The sequence below is a fragment of the Vibrio sp. D417a genome (assembly GCF_030248595.1).
Classification (GTDB): Bacteria; Pseudomonadota; Gammaproteobacteria; order Enterobacterales; family Vibrionaceae; genus Vibrio; species Vibrio alginolyticus.
Window position 1 is genome coordinate 108,875 of record NZ_JAHGAM010000008.1, and the last position, 18,952, is coordinate 127,826.

Annotated in this window: 15 protein-coding genes; 9 read left to right on the forward strand and 6 right to left on the reverse strand. The window is 44.6% G+C overall.

The window, feature by feature from the left end; genetic code table 11:
* The first annotated feature begins 1 nt into the window (after nt 1).
* The 8 genes from KI742_RS09515 (at nt 2) to KI742_RS09550 (ending at nt 9,800) form a co-directional block, all read left to right on the forward strand.
* Nucleotides 2–1,174 carry a glycosyltransferase gene (locus KI742_RS09515; protein WP_213877484.1) on the forward strand — a complete coding sequence of 391 codons (1,173 nt, stop codon included), beginning with the start codon at nt 2–4 and terminating at the stop codon, nt 1,172–1,174.
* Nucleotides 1,167–2,597: a lipopolysaccharide biosynthesis protein gene (locus tag KI742_RS09520; protein WP_285386011.1), complete on the forward strand. Its 1,431-nt coding sequence runs from the start codon at nt 1,167–1,169 to the stop codon at nt 2,595–2,597. Before KI742_RS09515 ends, KI742_RS09520 begins: the two co-directional genes overlap by 8 nt.
* Nucleotides 2,594–3,958, forward strand: coding sequence for an O-antigen ligase (locus KI742_RS09525; RefSeq protein ID WP_005377645.1), 1,365 nt, complete (start codon nt 2,594–2,596; stop codon nt 3,956–3,958). Before KI742_RS09520 ends, KI742_RS09525 begins: the two co-directional genes overlap by 4 nt.
* Before the next feature lie 115 nt (nt 3,959–4,073).
* Nucleotides 4,074–5,198, forward strand: coding sequence for a glycosyltransferase (locus tag KI742_RS09530; RefSeq protein WP_285386013.1), 1,125 nt, complete (start codon nt 4,074–4,076; stop codon nt 5,196–5,198).
* On the forward strand, nt 5,195–6,628 hold the full coding sequence (locus KI742_RS09535; protein WP_285386015.1) for a chain-length determining protein: 1,434 nt from the start codon (nt 5,195–5,197) through the stop codon (nt 6,626–6,628). The genes KI742_RS09530 and KI742_RS09535 overlap by 4 nt, the downstream gene beginning before the upstream one ends.
* Before the next feature lie 221 nt (nt 6,629–6,849).
* Nucleotides 6,850–7,968: a glycosyltransferase gene (locus tag KI742_RS09540; RefSeq protein WP_285386017.1), complete on the forward strand. Its 1,119-nt coding sequence runs from the start codon at nt 6,850–6,852 to the stop codon at nt 7,966–7,968.
* On the forward strand, nt 7,961–9,151 hold the full coding sequence (locus KI742_RS09545) for a glycosyltransferase family 2 protein (protein WP_285386018.1): 1,191 nt from the start codon (nt 7,961–7,963) through the stop codon (nt 9,149–9,151). The genes KI742_RS09540 and KI742_RS09545 overlap by 8 nt, the downstream gene beginning before the upstream one ends.
* Nucleotides 9,152–9,161: 10 nt before the next feature.
* A complete protein-coding gene (locus tag KI742_RS09550; RefSeq protein WP_005377654.1) occupies nt 9,162–9,800 on the forward strand; it encodes a sugar transferase in 639 nt (212 codons plus the stop codon).
* Between the two features lie 19 nt (nt 9,801–9,819).
* On the opposite strand, the gene KI742_RS09555 is transcribed toward KI742_RS09550, so the two are convergent.
* The 5 genes from KI742_RS09555 to hrpA all read right to left on the reverse strand — a co-directional run bounded on the left by KI742_RS09555 (nt 9,820) and on the right by hrpA (nt 17,642).
* The gene (locus KI742_RS09555) at nt 9,820–10,209 is read right to left on the reverse strand and encodes an ATP-binding protein (RefSeq protein WP_005377656.1); all 390 of its coding nucleotides are present in this window, start codon (nt 10,207–10,209) and stop codon (nt 9,820–9,822) included.
* 126 nt (nt 10,210–10,335) lie between these two features.
* Nucleotides 10,336–11,916, reverse strand: a complete 1,581-nt coding sequence (locus KI742_RS09560) for a BCCT family transporter (RefSeq protein ID WP_285386019.1) — start codon at nt 11,914–11,916, stop codon at nt 10,336–10,338.
* A gap of 362 nt (nt 11,917–12,278) precedes the next feature.
* Entirely contained in the window at nt 12,279–12,794 is a 516-nt protein-coding gene (locus KI742_RS09565) for an outer membrane beta-barrel protein (protein ID WP_213966940.1), read from the reverse strand.
* 199 nt (nt 12,795–12,993) lie between these two features.
* A complete protein-coding gene (locus KI742_RS09570) occupies nt 12,994–13,473 on the reverse strand; it encodes an outer membrane beta-barrel protein (RefSeq protein ID WP_021033871.1) in 480 nt (159 codons plus the stop codon).
* Nucleotides 13,474–13,655: 182 nt separating this feature from the next.
* Nucleotides 13,656–17,642: an ATP-dependent RNA helicase HrpA gene (hrpA, locus tag KI742_RS09575; protein WP_285386020.1), complete on the reverse strand. Its 3,987-nt coding sequence runs from the start codon at nt 17,640–17,642 to the stop codon at nt 13,656–13,658.
* 185 nt (nt 17,643–17,827) lie between these two features.
* Here hrpA and KI742_RS09580 point away from each other — a divergent pair, with 185 nt between their 5' ends.
* Nucleotides 17,828–18,412, forward strand: a complete 585-nt coding sequence (locus KI742_RS09580) for an FMN-dependent NADH-azoreductase (RefSeq protein WP_115385963.1) — start codon at nt 17,828–17,830, stop codon at nt 18,410–18,412.
* A gap of 94 nt (nt 18,413–18,506) precedes the next feature.
* On the opposite strand, the gene KI742_RS09585 is transcribed toward KI742_RS09580, so the two are convergent.
* Nucleotides 18,507–18,896, reverse strand: coding sequence for a hypothetical protein (locus KI742_RS09585; RefSeq protein WP_236147214.1), 390 nt, complete (start codon nt 18,894–18,896; stop codon nt 18,507–18,509).
* Nucleotides 18,897–18,952: the final 56 nt, after the last annotated feature.

Sequence of the window (18,952 nt, forward strand, 5' to 3'; positions counted from 1 at the left end):
CATGAAACGTGTATTGATGTTCGACGCCATCCCAATGCAAGGTGGATCCAAAATCGCGAATGCAGAGCTCCTTAAGCAGTGCGATAAGCTGAACGTGATTGGTTATCTACTCACTACAAATCCAGAGCATTGGGCGTCACTGCTTAGTGATACACCGCGTGTGCAAGTTATAAAAATAAAACCATCACCATTTAACTCGACTCATGGCCTGACCTACTGGTTGATGAACGCTTACTACTTTCTCCAACTTCTCTACGCGTGCATGAAGCTGCCAAAAATAGATAGCTTTTTGGGCCTATCTTGCCCAAGTAATGATATGCCTTTGTACTTACTACGATTAATTAGCAAAAAGCCTGTGGTACAGATGGTTCATGGTCCTATTGGACGATCGAGATCTGCTGGCTACTGCTTAGTAAAAGCATCGGCAATTTACTACTTGGCAAACACCCGCGAATCAATGGTAGAAGCATTACAGGTCTACCTCAAAACAGAGAAGCCAGCCACCGAACGCTATTGGTGTGGTTTGAATACATCTACGTTTGTTAATGGATTATCTAAAGATCGCTGGCCAAAACAAGCGAATCCGATTTCAAGCCGCGTTTTCTGGGCAGCTAGCTTACTAAAATGGAAGAACATCGATCTTTTGCTTGATGCTTTAACACTTGATGAGTCGAAAAAGATCAAATCCACCGTGTGTTACATCAAACCTAATGTGGCAGGTGTGGAATATTCAACACCGGACTTCAACACACAAGGTGTTGAATGGCATGAGTGCCCAAACAACTTAGATGAATTGCGTTCACAGTGTGGTGTGTTTGTTTCCACCAGTCTCAACGAACCTTTTGGGTTATCTATTTTGGAAGCTCTCGCTGCAGGTATGTGTGTCGTCATTCCACATGATGATAGTTATTGGGACCGCGTGTTAACTCACGGCCGCAATTGTATTAAATACACGCCTAACAATGTGGCTTCGTTACACAACGCAATTCGCCTTTTGAATGAATCGCCGTGGATGAAAGTAACGATGGGTATCGAAGCACTCAATGTTTCTCAACTATACACAGCCGAACGTTGTTATTTACCAATCGCCCAGCACCTCGCTAGCGAAATTGCTACCAACAATGATTGCACACTCAAGACACCGCAAGACATCAAAGGATATGATCATGTCTAAAGCAATGACCAACATGACGCTATTTGCTATCGCCTTAGTGATCAATAAAAGCATCAGCCTAATCATGCTGCCTGTATTGCCCCACTTTCTCTCACCAGAACAAATGGGCAAGCTTGAGCTTCTAACAACCTTTGGTGTTGTTACGACCTTGTTTGTCAGTTTCGCTTTGCATGAAGCGCTTTATCGATTCGTCGGCGTTGAACAGGATCAAAATACGCGCACAAGCCTACTAAACCAGCTGTACTCACTTGCTTTACTCATCGCTGGCGTCGTCGCTCTTAGCTTGCTCACTATCATTTTAATCGCCCCCATTCCCGCGCCTTTTACGCGAGTCGAATTCGCTATTGTTATGTTTGCTATCGTTTTAGAAGGCAGTATTGCAATCGGCACTGCCTGGTTAAGAACACAAGACGACAAAGCAAGAACACTGCTTAACGTCATGGTCACTACCACCATTTTTCAGGTCATTTTTATCGTCGCGGCGCTGTCTGTTCAGCCCCATGTTATTTCTGTTTTGTGGGGGGGCTTGTTGGCTGCTATTACTCAATTTGTTTGGCTGCACATTGTTAACCGTTACAATGTCACCCTTCCTAAGCTGACATTGGCAAAACAATACCTAAACTACTGCCTACCAATGATGATGGCCGGTTTAGTAGCATTTTGTCTCAATGGCGCTGAACGCTGGTTCATTGGTGCCAACACTTCTCTTGCGACGTTAGGGATTTACGCGATAGCGGTAAAATTTGCAGTGGGCATGTGTATTTTAGTGCAGCCATTTGGCATGTGGTGGATGCCACGTCGATTTAACTACTTAGAAGGGCGCAAGAACACTGAAGCAGTGCGCATCACACACTTAGGTATGATTTACATTACAGGTTTGAGTGTAGTGGTTGGCACATTAGCAATGGTGATGATCACCTACTTACTGCCAGAAACCTATCATGAGGCGGTATTATTCAGCTTATTCTTGCTACCTATCGCCATGTTAAAAGAATGGAGTGAGTTGATTAACATCTCCATTTTGTACAAGCGTCGTACTCGCTGGCTACTGGGTATAAATGTCGTCTCTGCGTGCGTTGCGATTGCTTTGCTGTTTGGCTTATCTTCTCTGGGTATTTATGGTGTGTTCATTGCGCTTTATTACGCACAACTGTGTAAGCTGGGCCTGACTTATGTAGTAGGCCAACAATGTATGACGTTGCCTTTTCACCTAAGTCTGATGGTTTTATTACAGATTATATCCGGTGTGGCACTGTTCCTGCTTCACTCTTCACAATCAATAGGCATCGCCATCGCAATTTGCATTTTGACATGCAGTTTGCTGGCAGGGATAGCCACTCGCTACATGAGTAAAGAGACGCTCAATGCTCTCACTCGATACATAGTGAAACGGCGTGGACAGGTGAAGAGATACTCGTTATGAATGAAACCAAGGTGAGAACAAAACAGTCCATCGCAGCACTGACGATTACAGTCTGTATCGGCCTGCTTTGGATTGTTATGCCTCATCCCATTTTGATTGTTGCGTTGTGTTTCGCACCACTCGCGTTACTGTTTGTTCTCAATCAAACGTTTTGGCTTGTCACACTGTTCGTTATTTTTTCATTCTTTCGTATTCACGAAGCCTTTCCTGTTATCTATAACTTCAAGATCCCATTACTGTTATCACTGGGGGCACTCGCCGCACTCGCCTTTCACCTTCTTATAAGCCGCCAGATTACAGCTTTTTGGCACCCTTCATTAAAGTGGCTGTGTATATTTTGGGGTCTGGTGATCATCGGAATCATATTCGCTTCCAGTCGTGATATCGCAATAACGGTGTTCAAAAACACCTATTGGAAAATCATCATTATGACGTTGGCCATCACCTGGCTTATTACTAAACCTTCACAGCTCGCTCAGATGTCAAAAGCAATTATTTTCGCCGGATTATTGATTGGTCTAGTGGCATTACAAAACGCAGCGAATGGCATTGATTTAGTCGAAGGAACGCGCGTGTCGATAGGACGATCCATAGGTTCCGTACTTGGCGATCCTAACGATTTGGCACTAGTGCTGATGTTTCCCCTTGCCTTTACCGTTAGTCAATTGATGGAGAAGCATTCCCCCAAGCATCTCAGGCTCTTTGCCCTTATCACCTGTTTGGTTTTGTTCTTTGCGATAATTGAGACTCAGAGCCGCGGGGGGTTACTAGGTTCACTGTCTGTATTTGCCTACTTTGCTTTTAAACACATCAAAAGCAAAACATTAGTCTTGGTATTAGGTGCTATCGCAGCGATCGTACTCTACGCATTCGCTGGTATTTCAGGACGAGAATCGGGGGGAGCCGCTGAGGATGGTATAGATGCCTCTGCGATGGGGCGACTTTATGCGTGGGAAGCGGCATTTAAAATGGCGCTGCATCACCCGTTGACTGGAGTAGGTCTAGATAACTTCTACTTTAATTACTATTTCTACAGCCCACACTGGGATGGTATCAACCACGCCGTCCATAGCACTTGGTTTGGCGTGTTAGCAGAAACGGGTTTTGTCGGGCTCGCGGTGTTCATTACTTTAATTGTGTCATTGATCCGCACCTCTTTGCATTCCATCTCATTGTTGACACCAAAATCAGATTACACCCTCTCTGTAGGAGCAAACGCCGTGTTAAGTGGGCTTATCGGTACCATCGTATCAGGCACTTTTCTGACTCAAGGTTTCACCTGGCCAATTTACATTCTAGCGGCATTAACAGTTGTAGTTAGCCGAATTGTTCAAAGTGACTGTCAAAATGAGAAATCCTAGTTTCAAACATAAACAAAACCCATAACTCACTGTTTTAAAATGGCTAATTCCTTGGCACGCATTGTGATTACTCACTTAATTAGTAATCAAATAACCAAGACTCAAGGAGAGCCACATGACGGACATCGTAGTATTTGGAGAAGATTTTGGTGGGTTACCCTCTTCCACTCAGCATATTGTCAAGCAACTAGCAGCGAACCATCGAATCCTTTGGGTGAACTCCATTGGCCTTCGTCAACCTAAGCTGGATTCTAAAGACATACAGCGTGCGTTAAACAAACTCACTCGTGTATTTCATAACGTAGGCTCACACAAGCCAACATTGGACTCTGAAACAAACCCAAACATTCACATCATCAACTTGCTCACCATTCCTGCCCCTAGTTCTGCATTAGCAAGAAAAGTGGCCGCTAAGATGATGAAACACCAACTCAACAAACAATTACAAGCTCTTGGTTTTGATAAGCCTGTATTTTGGACGTCGCTCCCGACTGCTGCTGATCTTTGCGCAGAAATGAACCCACGTGGACTGATTTACTATTGTGGCGATGACTTTAGCGCTTTAGCTGGTGTTGACCACGACACGGTGGCCAAGCACGAACGTACTCTTGTTAATGCGGCCAGCGTTATCTTTACGGCAAGCGAAACACTCTCCACCAAGTTTCCATCACATAAAACCGTCACTTTGCCTCATGGTGTCAACGTTAGTCTGTTTTCTGAGCCAGCACCGAAGGCCAAAGACTTGCCTGACAACGGCCGCAAAGTGCTGGGCTTTTATGGCAGTTTGTCTGAATGGTTAGACTACGACTTAATTGCCCAAGTCGCAGACCAAGCGCCTGACTGGGATCTCGTGTTCATCGGCCCTAACGAGTTCAGTGATAATCCACTTCCACAAAGATGCAACGTATACTACCTGGGCCCGAGAGCGCATCACACTCTGCCACGTTACTCCCAACACTGGGATGCCAGTTGGTTGCCCTTTGTTGATAACGCTCAAATCAAGGCATGTAATCCGCTTAAACTTCTTGAGTACTTGGCAACAGGAACCCCTGTTATCAGCACACCGTTTCCTGCATTAATGCCCTACAAACATATGCTTCATGTGGTTCAAGATGTCGAAGACGTATGTGCCAGTCTCGATCACCTGATCCCCCCCCCGGCAAACTCAAAGCAATATGTTCAACAGCAAAGCTGGGAAGCAAGAGCCAACCAAGTTGAGAAATTAGTGAGGACGCTATGAACGATTTGAGAGAGAACCTTAGTGTATTACTACATGGCGCTTGGCGACGTCGTTACATGATCGTTATACCAATGCTTGTCTTGCCGGTGCTGGGTTTCATCGTAAGTAAGCTGGTTCCGACGACTTATGTTGCTCACACCAGCATGCTTATTCAAGAGACAGCGAAAATGAACCCGTTCCTTCAAGACCTTGCCGTCTCAACAATGCTTAAAGACCGATTGAGCGCACTCAGTACTCTGCTAAAAAGCCGACACGTTTTGTATTCTGTCGCAAAAGAACAATCGTTGATCAATGATGAGATGAGTGCAAAAGAGCAAGAGTTCATCATAAAAGATCTCGCGTCGCGCCTGTCTGTTCAGCCACTCGGTAAAGACTTCATTCAAATTCAATTGCAAAGTGGTAAATCAGAAGGAATGGAGTCGATGCTGCTGTCTGTCAGAGAGCATTTTGTCGAACAGCTTTTGGCTCCTGAGCGTTCTTCGATTAAAGATTCGAGCCATTTTTTGACTATCCACATCAACAAACGTAGGGAAGAACTAGACAAGGCAGAGCAAGCCTTTGCAGAATATAAAAATACTTACTCAGACGCGACGCCCGAAATGCAAGCTCAAAGCCTTACTCGCCTTGCTAGCCTCAAACAAACGCTAGCCGAAAAGGAGGCGGAGCTTGCTGGTGTTTCACGAAGTCTAGGCAGTTTGGATCAACAACTATCCAAAACGAACCCGGTTATCGGTAAACTGGAAGAGCAAATCATCGACATTCGTAGTGAACTTACCCTGCTTCGCGCTAAATACACAGAGGCGCATAGTTTAGTGCAAGGTAAGTTGCGAGAATTAAACCGGTTGGAGCAGGAACGCTCGGTACTCTTGAACTCTAAACAACCAGAACTAAACAGTGCTCAACTATGGGATATCGCGAGCAATACCACAGTAAACAGTCTTGGCGAAGCACAGCCTCTACTTGTCTCCCAACTACATCAATTACAAATGATGCGCGGACGTTTTGAAGCACTTACGGAAGAAACCAACAGCTTGCGAGACATGATCCAAGAATTAGAGCGAAATGCGCACCAATTTGGGAGCACAGCAACAGAAATCAACCGCTTAGCTCGTGACGTCGCAGTGAAGAGAGAAATGTATGATGAACTCGTCGAACGCTATGAGATGGCCCAACTAACGGGTTCTTTGGGAGAGTTTGAAGAGAATAAGCGCGTAAAAATCATTGATGAACCGTTCACGCCAACGATTCCAACTAACTTACCTAGTTTTGTATTTGTCATTTTAGGATTTATTGGTGGCGCTGGTTTAGGCATTGGATTAGCGGCGATACTAGAGTTAGCCGATAACTCTATCCGCTCTAAAAGAGCATTAGAAAAACACCTTGGTGTTCCTGTCATCACCACTTTACCTAACGTAGTGTACGGAAACTAACCGCCATAAGAACTCATTTACAAGCACTCAGTCGGCGAGTGCTTTTCTTTTACTACTGCCTTATACAGCCTCATAGCATGTCCACTAATATGAATCTCAAATTGAGAATAAACATAAAGCCTCACAAGTATAAACATTAACTTATTGTTTTTAAATGATTAATTTTTTGGCACGCTGTCTGCAATTCCTAAATAAACAAAGAACTCAACGAGGGTTTGAAAATGGAAGTCAGACAAAAGCACAATAACACTGAGCACAGCAAAAAAGTGATATTACACGTCGTGCAACACTTAGCTCCTGGCGGTTTAGAAACGCTCGTACTAGAAATACTTCGTTTTGCGCAGCCCAACCATTCCGTTTTTGTCGTGAGCTTAGAAGGAAGTAAAGAACATGCACTACAAGGTTGGCAAAAACTATTGCCCTACCAAGGCCAACTGCACTTTCTTAATAAGAAACCTGGATTCAGCGGAAAAACCATCAGTACACTGACTTCCATGCTCAAAGGACTTAAGCCTGATGTGGTCCACACCCATCATATCGGCCCACTTCTGTATGGTGGTATTGCTGCACGTTTAGCGCACGTACCTGTAGTGATTCATACCGAGCACGACGCATGGCACCTTAATAACAAAAAATCAGCTCGACTACAGTCCCTTTTGCTAACGATGATTCGCCCGCAAGTAGTTGCCGATGCTAACTTTGTCGCCCATCAAATACAGACTAAGTTAAAGTATCGCAAAGTTTGTACTATCCATAACGGGATTGACTGTCAGAAGTTTAAAAGCGGTGACCAAACGGCAACAAGACACTTGTTTGAACTTCCAACCGACAAAATCGTGATTGGCGTTGCCGGGCGTCTAGAAGCAGTTAAAGGCCATAAAGTGCTTATCGAAGCCTTCTCTCATCTTACGCCAAACACACACCTAGCCATTGCTGGAGATGGTTCTCAGCGAACTCAATTGGAAGCACAAGTTAGAACGTTAAAACTTGAGGATCGAGTAACCTTTTTAGGTTTGGTGGACGATATGCCCAGCTTTTACCAAAGCCTAGATTTGTTTTGCTTACCATCACTTCAAGAGGGCTTTCCTCTCTCAACCCTCGAGGCTCAAGCATGTGACATTCCTTGCGTCGCGACGGATGTTGGCGGCGTGAAAGAGACGCTCTGTCCGAACAACAGCACACTGGTTGAAGCAAATCGCGTGTTTTCGTTGGCCGAAGCGTTATCACAGCAACTGGAATCATCACACCATTCTCCTCGAACTTTTATTCTCAAACACTTTGATATCAGAGACATGGTGAGTCGCTACTCACGTTTGGCCAAGGAGGCTAGCTATGAATGATTTACTTTGGATTATAGGGTTTGGTTTATCCGCGTTTTTGATTGTCTATCATCACGTTGGGTATCCACTGCTCCTTAAGTGGCTTCCTTTAAAACAGCAAGACGAAACCAAAGCACCATTTGTAGAGCGAGCTTACAAAGCCTCCAAAACAGACAGCCAGCTACCCTCTATTACTGTCATCGTGCCCGCCTACAATGAAGAACAATGGATAGCAGAGAAGATCCGTAACCTTGCGAGCCTAGATTACCCAAGGGATAAGTTAAGAGTAGTGATCGCATGTGATGGCTGCACAGATAACACAGCCGAGATTGCTCAAGCGACAATTCAAGAAGCAATCTGCTCTGATACTCTGTTCATTATTAATGATCACCAAATCAATCACGGTAAAGTTGCCCTACTCAACGAAGAAATGCGTCATGTTAGCTCGGACATTACCGCACTGAGTGACACGTCGGCATTGATTTCTTGCGATTCTCTGTTGCTAGCTAGTCAGCATTATCAAAATGAGAACGTTGGAGTGGTTAACGCAACATATCAAATAATGAGCACTAATAACCAAGGTGAAGCGGCGTATTGGCAATACCAGTCTCGAGTAAAGCACCAAGAATCCTTGTTAGGTTCAACGATTGGTTCCCACGGTGCGTTTTACACTTTCAGAACTCACTTATTTGAACCACTGGAAGTTAGCACCATTAATGACGACTTTATTCTCCCTATGAGAATCGTTTTGCGAGGCTATAGCGCTATTTACGAGCCAAACATGCTGGCTCTTGAGCTCGAACAAAGCTCAGACGACGCAGATTTCAAACGACGCCTAAGAATTTCAGCGGGTAACATGCAGCAGCTCATGCAATTAAAGAAATTACTGCTACCTCGTTATCGTGGCACTGCCTTTGCATTTCTATCGGGAAAGGTTCTGCGCTTAGCAACACCCTATTTGATGATTGTTTGCTTTATTTGCTCACTACTACTGGCACACAATCCGCTGTTTCAAGTAATGCTGTTCGCACAAGTTGGTATTTACAGCATCGCGCTTATTACTTACTTAATGCCAGCACTTAACACTATTAAACCTTTTAAGCTGATTAGCTACATCGTCATTGGTCATCTCGCCAACTTTATCGGCGGTATGAAGTATTTGCTCGGAATGGAAAATGGACGTTGGAAACGCGTCAACCAATAAGGAAAGCATCATGAAAAACTCACGCTACGATTCAAATGTATGCCACGCAAAAAGAACGTTTGATGTACTGGTTGCAATGCTTATTTTGGTCGTCACTGCACCACTATTCCCATTTATCGCGCTAGCGATCAAAACCACATCGAAAGGCCCTGTGATTTATCGCCAATTGCGAGTAGGACGCTGCACACCAGAAAAAATGGATCTTTTTCAAATCATGAAGTTTCGCACCATGTATATTGATGCAGAGCAACGCTCTGGCGCAGTATGGGCAACTGAAAATGATCCCCGCATCACGCCAGTAGGACGCTTTTTACGCAAAACGCGTTTAGATGAACTACCTCAACTGTTTAATGTGTTGAGAGGTGAAATGTCGATGATTGGGCCGCGCCCAGAACGCCCAGCTTTCTACCAGAAATTAGAAGATGAAATCCCCTATTTTGTAGAGCGCACATATGGCGTGTTACCGGGTATCACAGGCTTAGCTCAGGTTAACCAAGGCTATGATGCATGCATTGAAGATGTAAGACGCAAAGTTGGGTTTGACCACAGTTACGCACTAAGCTTAGGTTCGTTTTACTCTTGGATTTCAATGGACCTTTCAATCATGAGCAAAACATTCGTTGTGATGATTGACGGACGAGGTCAATAACTTCCGGTTCTGGTAACGGTCACTCTTGCCACTGGCGTCGCATCTTTTCTATCGTCGCTGGTGGCACATCATGAATGCTTTGATACGCTCCGTGGCACACTTTAATTTCCACCTCGATGCGCTTCTTCATGCAGTAGTCCATGTAACGCTTCATCTCCCAATGTCGAACAAACGTATTGCTCACAATCACGACTCTCCCTTTGTTCAACCACTTTCTAGTTTGCTGAAAACACCACTCATGCGCTTGAGGTAATTGAACTGGTTCAAAGTGATAATCACCTTCATCATTTTCAAAATACATGTCAGCTTCAAAATGCTTAGCACCAAGCTCTATTGCCAGTTGTTTTGCTAAGGTTGTTTTACCTGAACCCGGAAGTCCACGAATAAGAATGAGTTTAGCCAGTGACATAATGCAGTTTAATGAGGTGGGAATAAGCCTAAACTGTAACGAAATTATTGGAAAAGAAAAGTAGAAATAAAAAATGCCGAGCACATTAGGCTCGGCATTTAAACTCAATCATGGATCGTGTTGTATTTATTTGTAAGCTGGCAGTTCAGTTCTTAACCCTTTCACCAAACTTACGCACATCAACAGCAGAACAAAAGTAAACGGTAACCCTGTTGCAACAACGCCTGATTGCAATGCTTGCAAGGCTTCTTTACCACCAACCCAAAGCATTACGGCTGCAATTGCGCCTTCAATACACGCCCAGAAAATGCGTTGCGGTACTGGTGCATCAATCTTACCACCGGCGGTAATACTATCGATAACCAGCGAGCCAGAGTCTGACGATGTAATAAAGAATACCAGAATCAGCACGATAGAAAGCATTGAAATCACTGAGCTATACGGAAGCGCATCGTAAACATGGAACAGAGTCAATGAAATATCAGTTAGGCCATTTGCACCTAGCTCACCAACTTTATTCACCACTTGGTCAAGCGCGATACCACCAAACACAGACATCCAAATCAAAGTAACAACTGTAGGAATAACGATGACTGCGAATAAGAATTCTCGAACGGTGCGGCCTTTCGATACGCGAGCGATAAACATACCCACAAACGGAGACCAAGATACCCACCAAGCCCAGTAGAACACTGTCCAACCGTGCATCCACGTTTCGTCTTCACGACCATGCGGGTTACTCAACGGAATGATGTTTTGGATGTATGCCATTGTCGTGTCGACTAATGAACCCATCGCAGTATCAAAGGTAATGAACGTAATAAAAATAAGCAGAGCGAACGCAACGATCATATTGACGTTACTTAGGAGTTTGACACCGCCGTCAATACCACGAACAACAGAAAGCACAGCAATAAAGGTTACAAACGCAATCACCACCATTTGTGTACCGATGCCGCCGTTTAAACCAAATACATGGTTAATACCACTGGTTGCCTGCTGAGCACCCAAACCAAGAGAAGTCGCAAGACCGAACAACGTCGAAAGTACAGCAAGGATATCAATAACGTGACCTAACCAGCCCCATGCACGGTCACCAAAAATTGGGTAAAACGCCGCGCGCAATGAAAGCGGTAAACCTTTGTTAAAGGCGAAAAAAGCAAGCGCCAACGCAACAAGGGCGTAAATACTCCAACCATGCACACCCCAGTGGAACATAGTGGCACCCATCGCGAGGGATTTTGCTTCTTCGGTGTATGGTACTGCGTTCAGTGGCATTCCCCACCAATCAGTGAAATACGCGGTCGGCTCAGCCACACTCCAGAACAGAAGACCAATACCCATACCCGCGGCGAAAAGCATCGACAACCAAGAAACGGTTGAGTGATCCGGCGTTGCTTCTTTGCCACCTAAGCGGATTTTACCTAGCGGAGAAAAAAGAAGAGCAACGGCGAACAATAAGAAGAAGTTTGTCGACCACATAAAGAACGCATCAAACTGTTCGATAATTCCGTTTTTTAGACCGTTTAATACGTCACGAGCAGTGGTTGGCTCAACAAGAAGAAGTGAAATCAGACAGAAAACAACGAGCCCCGCACTAATGCCAAAAACCGGGTTATGTATATCGAATCCCCACTTTTGAACGTTATCCTGTCCAACCTGATAATCGGTTGTATCAATACTATATTTTTTAAATGCATTATCCATAAATACAAATTTAACGTGAATTTGAAACGCCCCTCAGGTGAGAAGAACTCCAATACCGCCCTCCATTAATTTGAACTCTAAAGTTTTAAAGCGGGACGAATTTTAGCAGCAATCACATATTTTTGCAAAAAGTCGTGGTTTATTGCATTTTAGGCTCAATTCGAGACAAATGAAGGGGAAATAATATCAACACAAAAATTACGAGGTCTAACGATTGATTTTGTCGTAGGTTGTAGACTAGAAAAGACACAAGAAATACTTAAGTTCATAGCCAGTCACTGCGCAAATAGAGAAGACCTGCGCTGATTTGGTTTCACAATTAACGACGAAACCAAATCAGCAAACCTTTCATCCAGCGAGCGTTATAAGAAATGGAAGGTGATGTTCCCTGTTACGCTGCTAACGGTATCGCTATCGCCTTCAATATCCACGCCAAACGCTTGATAACTCGCGCCCACAGACACATTGTCAAGCAAGAAGTATTCGGCACCAACACCATACATATAAGAGACGCCATCATCTTTGTCTAAGTTTCCAAGTCCACCGTCATAATCAACGTTGAATGCATTGATGCCGCCTTTTGCGTAAACGTGTAACGGGCCGAAGTCGATACTAGGTTTCGCCGCTAAATAGAATGAATCAAAATCAGCACTCCCCCTGCTGCCACTCAAAGATAAATCCACTTTGCCGTGGTTAAAGTAGCCTGCCTCAATGCCAATGAATGGCAAAATACCAGTACCGACATGAATACCATAAGTTGTATCATTTTCGCTGTCGATATCGGACTGACCAATTTGGCCACCAGCGTAAATCCAAGAGTCAGCCATTGCTGACGTTGAGCACAACGTTAGAGCGAATAACGAGAGTGTTTTTTTCATACTATCCCTTCCTGATCGATTCCTAAGCGAAACATTACGCAAATATGCGCATTTAATCGCCACTATATATTGGAAAGCATAGGCATTTTAAGACTCTAAAAGTGAATAATTTATGTTCAACTTTTGTTTTGTGACTTCCAGACAAAAAAACACCGACATAAAGCCGGTGTGTTTCATATGGTGTTAGAAAGCTTGACGCTTATAGGAAATGTAGTGTTGCGTTAACAGAGAACGTGCTGATATCGTCTTTACCAGCAGTGTAGTTCATGTAGCTAGCACCAACAGACATTGGGCCAAAAATGAAGTACTCAGCACCCACACCGTACATTAGGTCCAAATCGTCATCGTCTTTGCCGCCTTTCACTTTTTTGTCCCACTGATGGAAACCACCTTTTGCGTACACGTGTAGCGGACCGAAGTCGATACTTGGCTTAAGTGCTGCGTAGTAAGAAGTTAGCTTAGTGTCTTGACCATTTACGTTGAACTCACCGTGTTGTGTTACACCAGCTTCAACACCAATGATAGGTAGAATGCCTGTACCAACGTGAACAGAGTATGATGTGTCCGTCTCACCTTTGTAGTCAGACTGACCTACTGTTGCACCACCGTAAATCCAAGAATCCGCCATTGCCGCAGAAGATGCGCCAAGTAGCGCCACTGCTAATAGAGTTTTTTTCATCATCTACCTTTACTCTTTATTATTCCCACGTCTGCATAACTCAGTCGTTGGTACTACAAATAAAGGGAGGCGAACTATTGCCTCCCAGAACTAAAAAATAATGCTTATTGAGTTACTAGCAATTAGTGTACCAGCAACTTCTTAAGCGATAATTACAAATCTGACACTATTTTACTGGTTGATTAGCAAGCATCAATCGCGTTTTTGACTCGTTTATCAGAAACAGGATAAGGAGTGCCTAATTGTTGAGCAAAGTAACTCACGCGAAGTTCTTCAATCATCCAACGCACTTCTTTTACATTTTCAGGAATGGCCACACCTTTCGGGATCTTGTTCAGCAACTCTTTATAGTCTTGAGTCACAGATTCAATCTTCAGCATATGTAAACGATCTTTGTTTGGATCGATAGGCAACTTCTCCATACGGCGCTCTATCGCGCGCATGTAGCGAAGAATATCCGGCAAGCGCTTCCAGCCACATTCCGTTGCAAAGCCTTTGAAGATCAAGCCTTCAATTTGTGCTTTGATATCGGACAGAGCAAACGCCATTGTGAAGTCGATCTTGCCTTTTAGCTTCTTATTGATGCTAAACGCCGTGGTCAGAATAGTCTCAACCTGTTGAGCAATCTCTACAACGGTGTCACCCAATTCAGCACGAACGTGTTCTTTCAACGCTTCGAACTTCTCTGGCTCCCAAACTAAACCACCCTGCTCTTCAATAAGCTTATCGACACCACAGGCAATGCAGTCATCTATCAGATCAAGCACTTTGCCGTATGGATTAAAGTACAGACCCAGCTTCGATTTGTTCGGTAAGTTGGCGTGCAAATATTTAATTGGCGACGGTACGTTCAATAAAATTAGGCGGCGCTGGCCAGCACGCATTGCGGTGATCTGCTCAAATTCGGTTTCGTAGAGTTTGATTTCAACGCTGTCTTTGGTATCAACAAGCGCCGGATACGCTTTTACATCGTAGCCGCCACGTTTTTGTTGATACACTTTCGGCAATTCTCCAAAACTCCACGTATGCAGACCTTGCTGTTCGATATCGTCATCCGCAACTTTGGAAAGCGTTTCTTGAACTTTGTCTTTCAAACTTTCTTTCAGTTCATGAAGGTCTTTGTTTTCCTTCAGTTTACGATTTCGGTGATCAACCGCACGAAACGTGACTTTCAAGTGCTCAGGTACTTGTTCCAAGTTCCAGTCTTCACGCAACACTTCTACGCCCGTCATGCGTCGCAACTCTTTCTCCAATGAATCTAACAGCGGCGCTTCCATTGGCGTAACGCGCGCTAAGAATGCATCGGCATAGTTCGGCGCAGGCACAAAGTTCTTACGAATTGTCTTTGGCAACGATTTAATCAAGCTAACCACAAGCTCATGGCGTAAACCTGGGATCTGCCAGTCAAAGCCCGCTGGTTCAACTTGGTTTAAAATCGGCAACGGCAAATGCACTGTGACACCGTCACTATCATCGCCTGGTTCAAATTGGTAACTCAATTTGAGCTTCAAACCATTTTGATGCCAGAAGTTCGGGTAATCCAAATCGGTCACATGGCTAGCATCACCCTTGAACAGCATCTCTTTTTCAAAGTTCAGCAGTTCCGGATTTTCTTTAGATGCCTTTTTCCACCACGTATCGAAATGCTTACCAGACACCACTTCGGTGCCAACGCGTTGGTCATAGAAATCAAACAGCTCATCATCATCCACTAAGATGTCTCGACGACGAGATTTATGCTCAAGCTCTTCCACTTCTTGTAAAAGCTTACGGTTTTGCTTAAAGAACGCGTGTTTGGTTTCCCATTCACCCTCAACCAATGCACTACGAATGAAGATTTCGCGACTTACGGTCGAATCGATACTGCCGTAGTTGACCAAGCGTTTCGGTACGATTGGTACGCCGTAAAGCATCACTTTTTCGTGCGCCATCACCGCAGCGCGTTTCTTCGACCAATGTGGTTCGCTGTAACTGCGTTTAATAAGGTGTTTAGCTAACGGCTCAATCCATTCTGGCTGAATCTTTGCGATGATACGACCCCAAAGTTTTGAGGTTTCCACCAACTCAGCAGACATGATCCACTTAGGTTGTTTCTTAAATAGACCCGATGCAGGGAAGATATGGAAACGAGCATTACGCGCGCCTTGATATTCATTCTTTTCTTGGTCTTTCATGCCGATGTGCGACAGCAAACCAACCAAAATGGCACTGTGTACGCCATGGTAAGAAGCGGGCTCATCGTTAAGCTTGAATTCCATCTCACGCATCGACTGATGAATTTGGAAGTACACATCTTGCCACTCGCGAACGCGCAAGTAGTTCAAATAGTCTTGCTTACACTGTTTGCGGAACTGATTGCTAGACAAGGCTTTTTGCTGCTTTTGGATGTATTCCCACAAATTCACAAATGTCAGGAAGTCCGACTCTTCATGGAAGAAGCGACGATGTTTATCGTCTGACGATTGTTGTTTGTCTGAAGGACGTTCGCGTGGATCTTGAATCGACAAGGCAGCTGCGATGATCATCACTTCTTTAAGCGCACCATATTTTGGCGCTTCCAATACCATACGCGCCAAGCGCGGATCGATTGGCAAACGCGCTAATTGGCGACCAATGGAAGTCAGGCGTTTTTTCGGGTCTTTTACCTCAGAGTTAATCGCACCAAGCTCTTCCAGCAAACGCACGCCGTCTTGGATGTTACGTTTATCCGGTGCTTCCACAAACGGAAACGCTTGAATATCACCCAAACCAAGTGCCGTCATTTGCAAGATAACCGACGCTAGATTGGTACGTAGGATTTCAGGATCAGTAAACTCTGGGCGTGACTCAAAATCTTCCTCTGAGTACAGACGAATACAGATACCCTCTTCCACACGACCACAACGACCTTTACGCTGGTTCGCACTCGCCTGAGAAACTGGCTCGATTGGAAGACGCTGAACCTTAGTACGGTAACTGTATCGACTGATACGCGCCGTACCCGGGTCGATAACGTACTTAATGCCCGGAACAGTTAGCGAGGTTTCTGCCACGTTGGTTGCCAGTACAATTCGGCGACCAGTGTGAGGTTGGAAAATCTTATTCTGCTCACCTGCCGACAAACGCGCGTAAAGCGGCACAATTTCCGTGCTCTTCAGATTACGTTTGGACAATGCATCTGCGGTATCACGGATTTCACGTTCACCGTTCATGAAAATCAGGATGTCACCTAAACCTTCATCGCACAGTTCATCTACCGCTTCGAAGATGCCTTCAAGCTGGTCACGATCATTGTCGTCATCACCGCTTAGTGGGCGGTAACGTGTTTCTACCGGGTAAGTACGACCCGATACTTCAATGATTGGTGCATTGTTGAAGTGTTTTGAGAAGCGTTCTGGGTCGATGGTTGCCGACGTGATGATCACTTTCAAGTCAGGACGACGTGGCAGCAACTCTTTCAAGTAACCCAAGATGAAATCGATGTTGAGGCTGCGCTCGTGCGCTTCATCGATAATGATGGTGTCGTATTGATTCAAGAAACGGTCATGCTGAATTTCAGCCAACAAGATACCGTCCGTCATCAATTTGATTTGGGTATTTTCAGAGATCTGATCGTTGAATCGAACCTTGTAACCAACAAACTCACCAAGCTTGGTTTCCATCTCTTCGGCAATACGGTTAGCAACCGAACGCGCTGCAAGACGACGAGGCTGAGTATGGCCAATCAGACCAAATTTACCGCGACCAAGCTCAGCACAGATTTTTGGTAGCTGAGTGGTTTTACCAGAACCGGTTTCACCCGCGACGATAACCACTTGGTTTTCTTCGATCGCTTTCGCAATATCGTCGCGTTTTTGGCTTACAGGCAGGATTTCTGGGTATTCAATCGTTGGTTTGTAGTTGCTGCGCTGCTCTGCAACCATCATGGATTTTGCGATGTCTAATGCGATTTCGTCGAACACAGCATTACGCGCTGCGTCCTTCTTAATTTTGCTTGCACCAGAAATACGTTTACTCAAGCGGAAACGGTCGCGCATCATGCACTGATTCAGCGCTTTACGCAGAGATGCAGCACTATTCACTTGAGCCTGAGGTGTTTGAGCTTGTTTCGCTGTCGCTTTTTGCGCACCATTTGACGGTGTCGCTTGCTCTTCAGCTAAATTCTTTTTTGGGGGCTGTGACGAAGTCAAAGCGTTTCCTATTCTTTTCATTACAAAAACTGCGCGGATTGTATCACACAAGATCTGTAACAAGATAACCGAAAGCTCATTCAATTTTTTCGAACATGTTCAGCGAATCGCTAGGCTTTTGAACTCACTTACGTTGCTTATAATGGCTCCCATAGTCGAAAGCACTTATTTAAGGAATAACCATTATGTCTCGTGTACTAGCTCTAAAATCAAGCATCCTTGGCGATTACTCTCAATCAAACAAATTGGTTGAAAACTTCATCAAAAATGTAGACCAAGACAAGCTTACTGTTCGTGATTTGGCTGCAAACCCGCTACCTGTTTTGGACTTCGCCGTTGCGACTGCACTGCGCGCTACGGAAGATCTTTCACAAGAACAGCAAGCGGTGGTCGACTTGTCTGACACCCTTATTGAAGAAGTAAAGGCCGCAGACACTTTGGTTATTGCCGCTCCAATGTACAACTTCACCATCCCGACTCAGCTTAAAAACTGGATTGATTTGATTGCTCGTGCAGGCGTGACATTCAAATACACAGAAAACGGCGTTCAAGGTTTGATTGAAGGTAAAAAGGCGATTGTAGTAACGACTCGTGGTGGTATTCATAAAGATTCACCAACTGACAACGTTACGCCATACCTACGCACTGTGCTGGGTTTTGTAGGAATCACTGATGTGGAATTTGTTTACGCAGAAGCGCTAAACATGGGTGAAGATGCGGCTGAAAAAGGCATTTCAGAAGCGCAAAGCCAACTTGCAACAATGGCGTAAGTTAGAATAAACCAGAATACAAAAGGGATTGGTTCGCGCCAATCCCTTTTTGGATCCTGATGCCTTGATCGTATTTATAGGGTCTCTTACATCGTCAAAAACGATTCACTTTCTCCAAGTTGCGTATTGCATCGAGGTAGACTTTTTCTAAAGACCGCTCAGCTTCGCTTATCATATTCTCGATCATCGCATTAAACGCGACATCGCTACGGATTTCTATATTGTCTCCCGCCTTAACGTCAAGAGAGTTGACGTACAACACCAACCATTCATCGCCCTCCAAATGCCCTTCTCCGTGAATGGCAAAAAAGCGTTTAGCAAATTCAGCGTTGGTACAATTTATCGCTTCAATTTGAAGATTGAATGAGGAGTCGATACTCATGGTGCTCATGCCATCCGATTCATCAGATGCATCACAAACAGCCTTAACTCTGGCACGATATACGAAATTTCTCGTTGAAAGCAGCATAGTATTATTCATCATTACTCATAATGGGCGATAAATAAGTCAGTTGCAAATCCGACCTATATGCATCTCGC

Excerpts from the sequence above, each read along its gene's own strand:
- KI742_RS09565 (WP_213966940.1), bottom strand. The coding sequence starts at position 12,794 with ATGAAAAAAACACTCTCGTTATTCGCTCTAACGTTGTGCTCAACGTCA.
- KI742_RS09530 (WP_285386013.1), top strand. The coding sequence starts at position 4,074 with ATGACGGACATCGTAGTATTTGGAGAAGATTTTGGTGGGTTACCCTCT.
- KI742_RS09580 (WP_115385963.1), top strand. The coding sequence starts at position 17,828 with ATGTCTCGTGTACTAGCTCTAAAATCAAGCATCCTTGGCGATTACTCT.
- KI742_RS09535 (WP_285386015.1), top strand. The coding sequence starts at position 5,195 with ATGAACGATTTGAGAGAGAACCTTAGTGTATTACTACATGGCGCTTGG.
- KI742_RS09545 (WP_285386018.1), top strand. The coding sequence starts at position 7,961 with ATGAATGATTTACTTTGGATTATAGGGTTTGGTTTATCCGCGTTTTTG.
- KI742_RS09570 (WP_021033871.1), bottom strand. The coding sequence starts at position 13,473 with ATGAAAAAAACTCTATTAGCAGTGGCGCTACTTGGCGCATCTTCTGCG.
- KI742_RS09585 (WP_236147214.1), bottom strand. The coding sequence starts at position 18,896 with ATGATGAATAATACTATGCTGCTTTCAACGAGAAATTTCGTATATCGT.
- KI742_RS09540 (WP_285386017.1), top strand. The coding sequence starts at position 6,850 with ATGGAAGTCAGACAAAAGCACAATAACACTGAGCACAGCAAAAAAGTG.
- KI742_RS09515 (WP_213877484.1), top strand. The coding sequence starts at position 2 with ATGAAACGTGTATTGATGTTCGACGCCATCCCAATGCAAGGTGGATCC.
- KI742_RS09550 (WP_005377654.1), top strand. The coding sequence starts at position 9,162 with ATGAAAAACTCACGCTACGATTCAAATGTATGCCACGCAAAAAGAACG.
- KI742_RS09520 (WP_285386011.1), top strand. The coding sequence starts at position 1,167 with ATGTCTAAAGCAATGACCAACATGACGCTATTTGCTATCGCCTTAGTG.
- KI742_RS09560 (WP_285386019.1), bottom strand. The coding sequence starts at position 11,916 with ATGGATAATGCATTTAAAAAATATAGTATTGATACAACCGATTATCAG.
- KI742_RS09525 (WP_005377645.1), top strand. The coding sequence starts at position 2,594 with ATGAATGAAACCAAGGTGAGAACAAAACAGTCCATCGCAGCACTGACG.
- KI742_RS09555 (WP_005377656.1), bottom strand. The coding sequence starts at position 10,209 with ATGTCACTGGCTAAACTCATTCTTATTCGTGGACTTCCGGGTTCAGGT.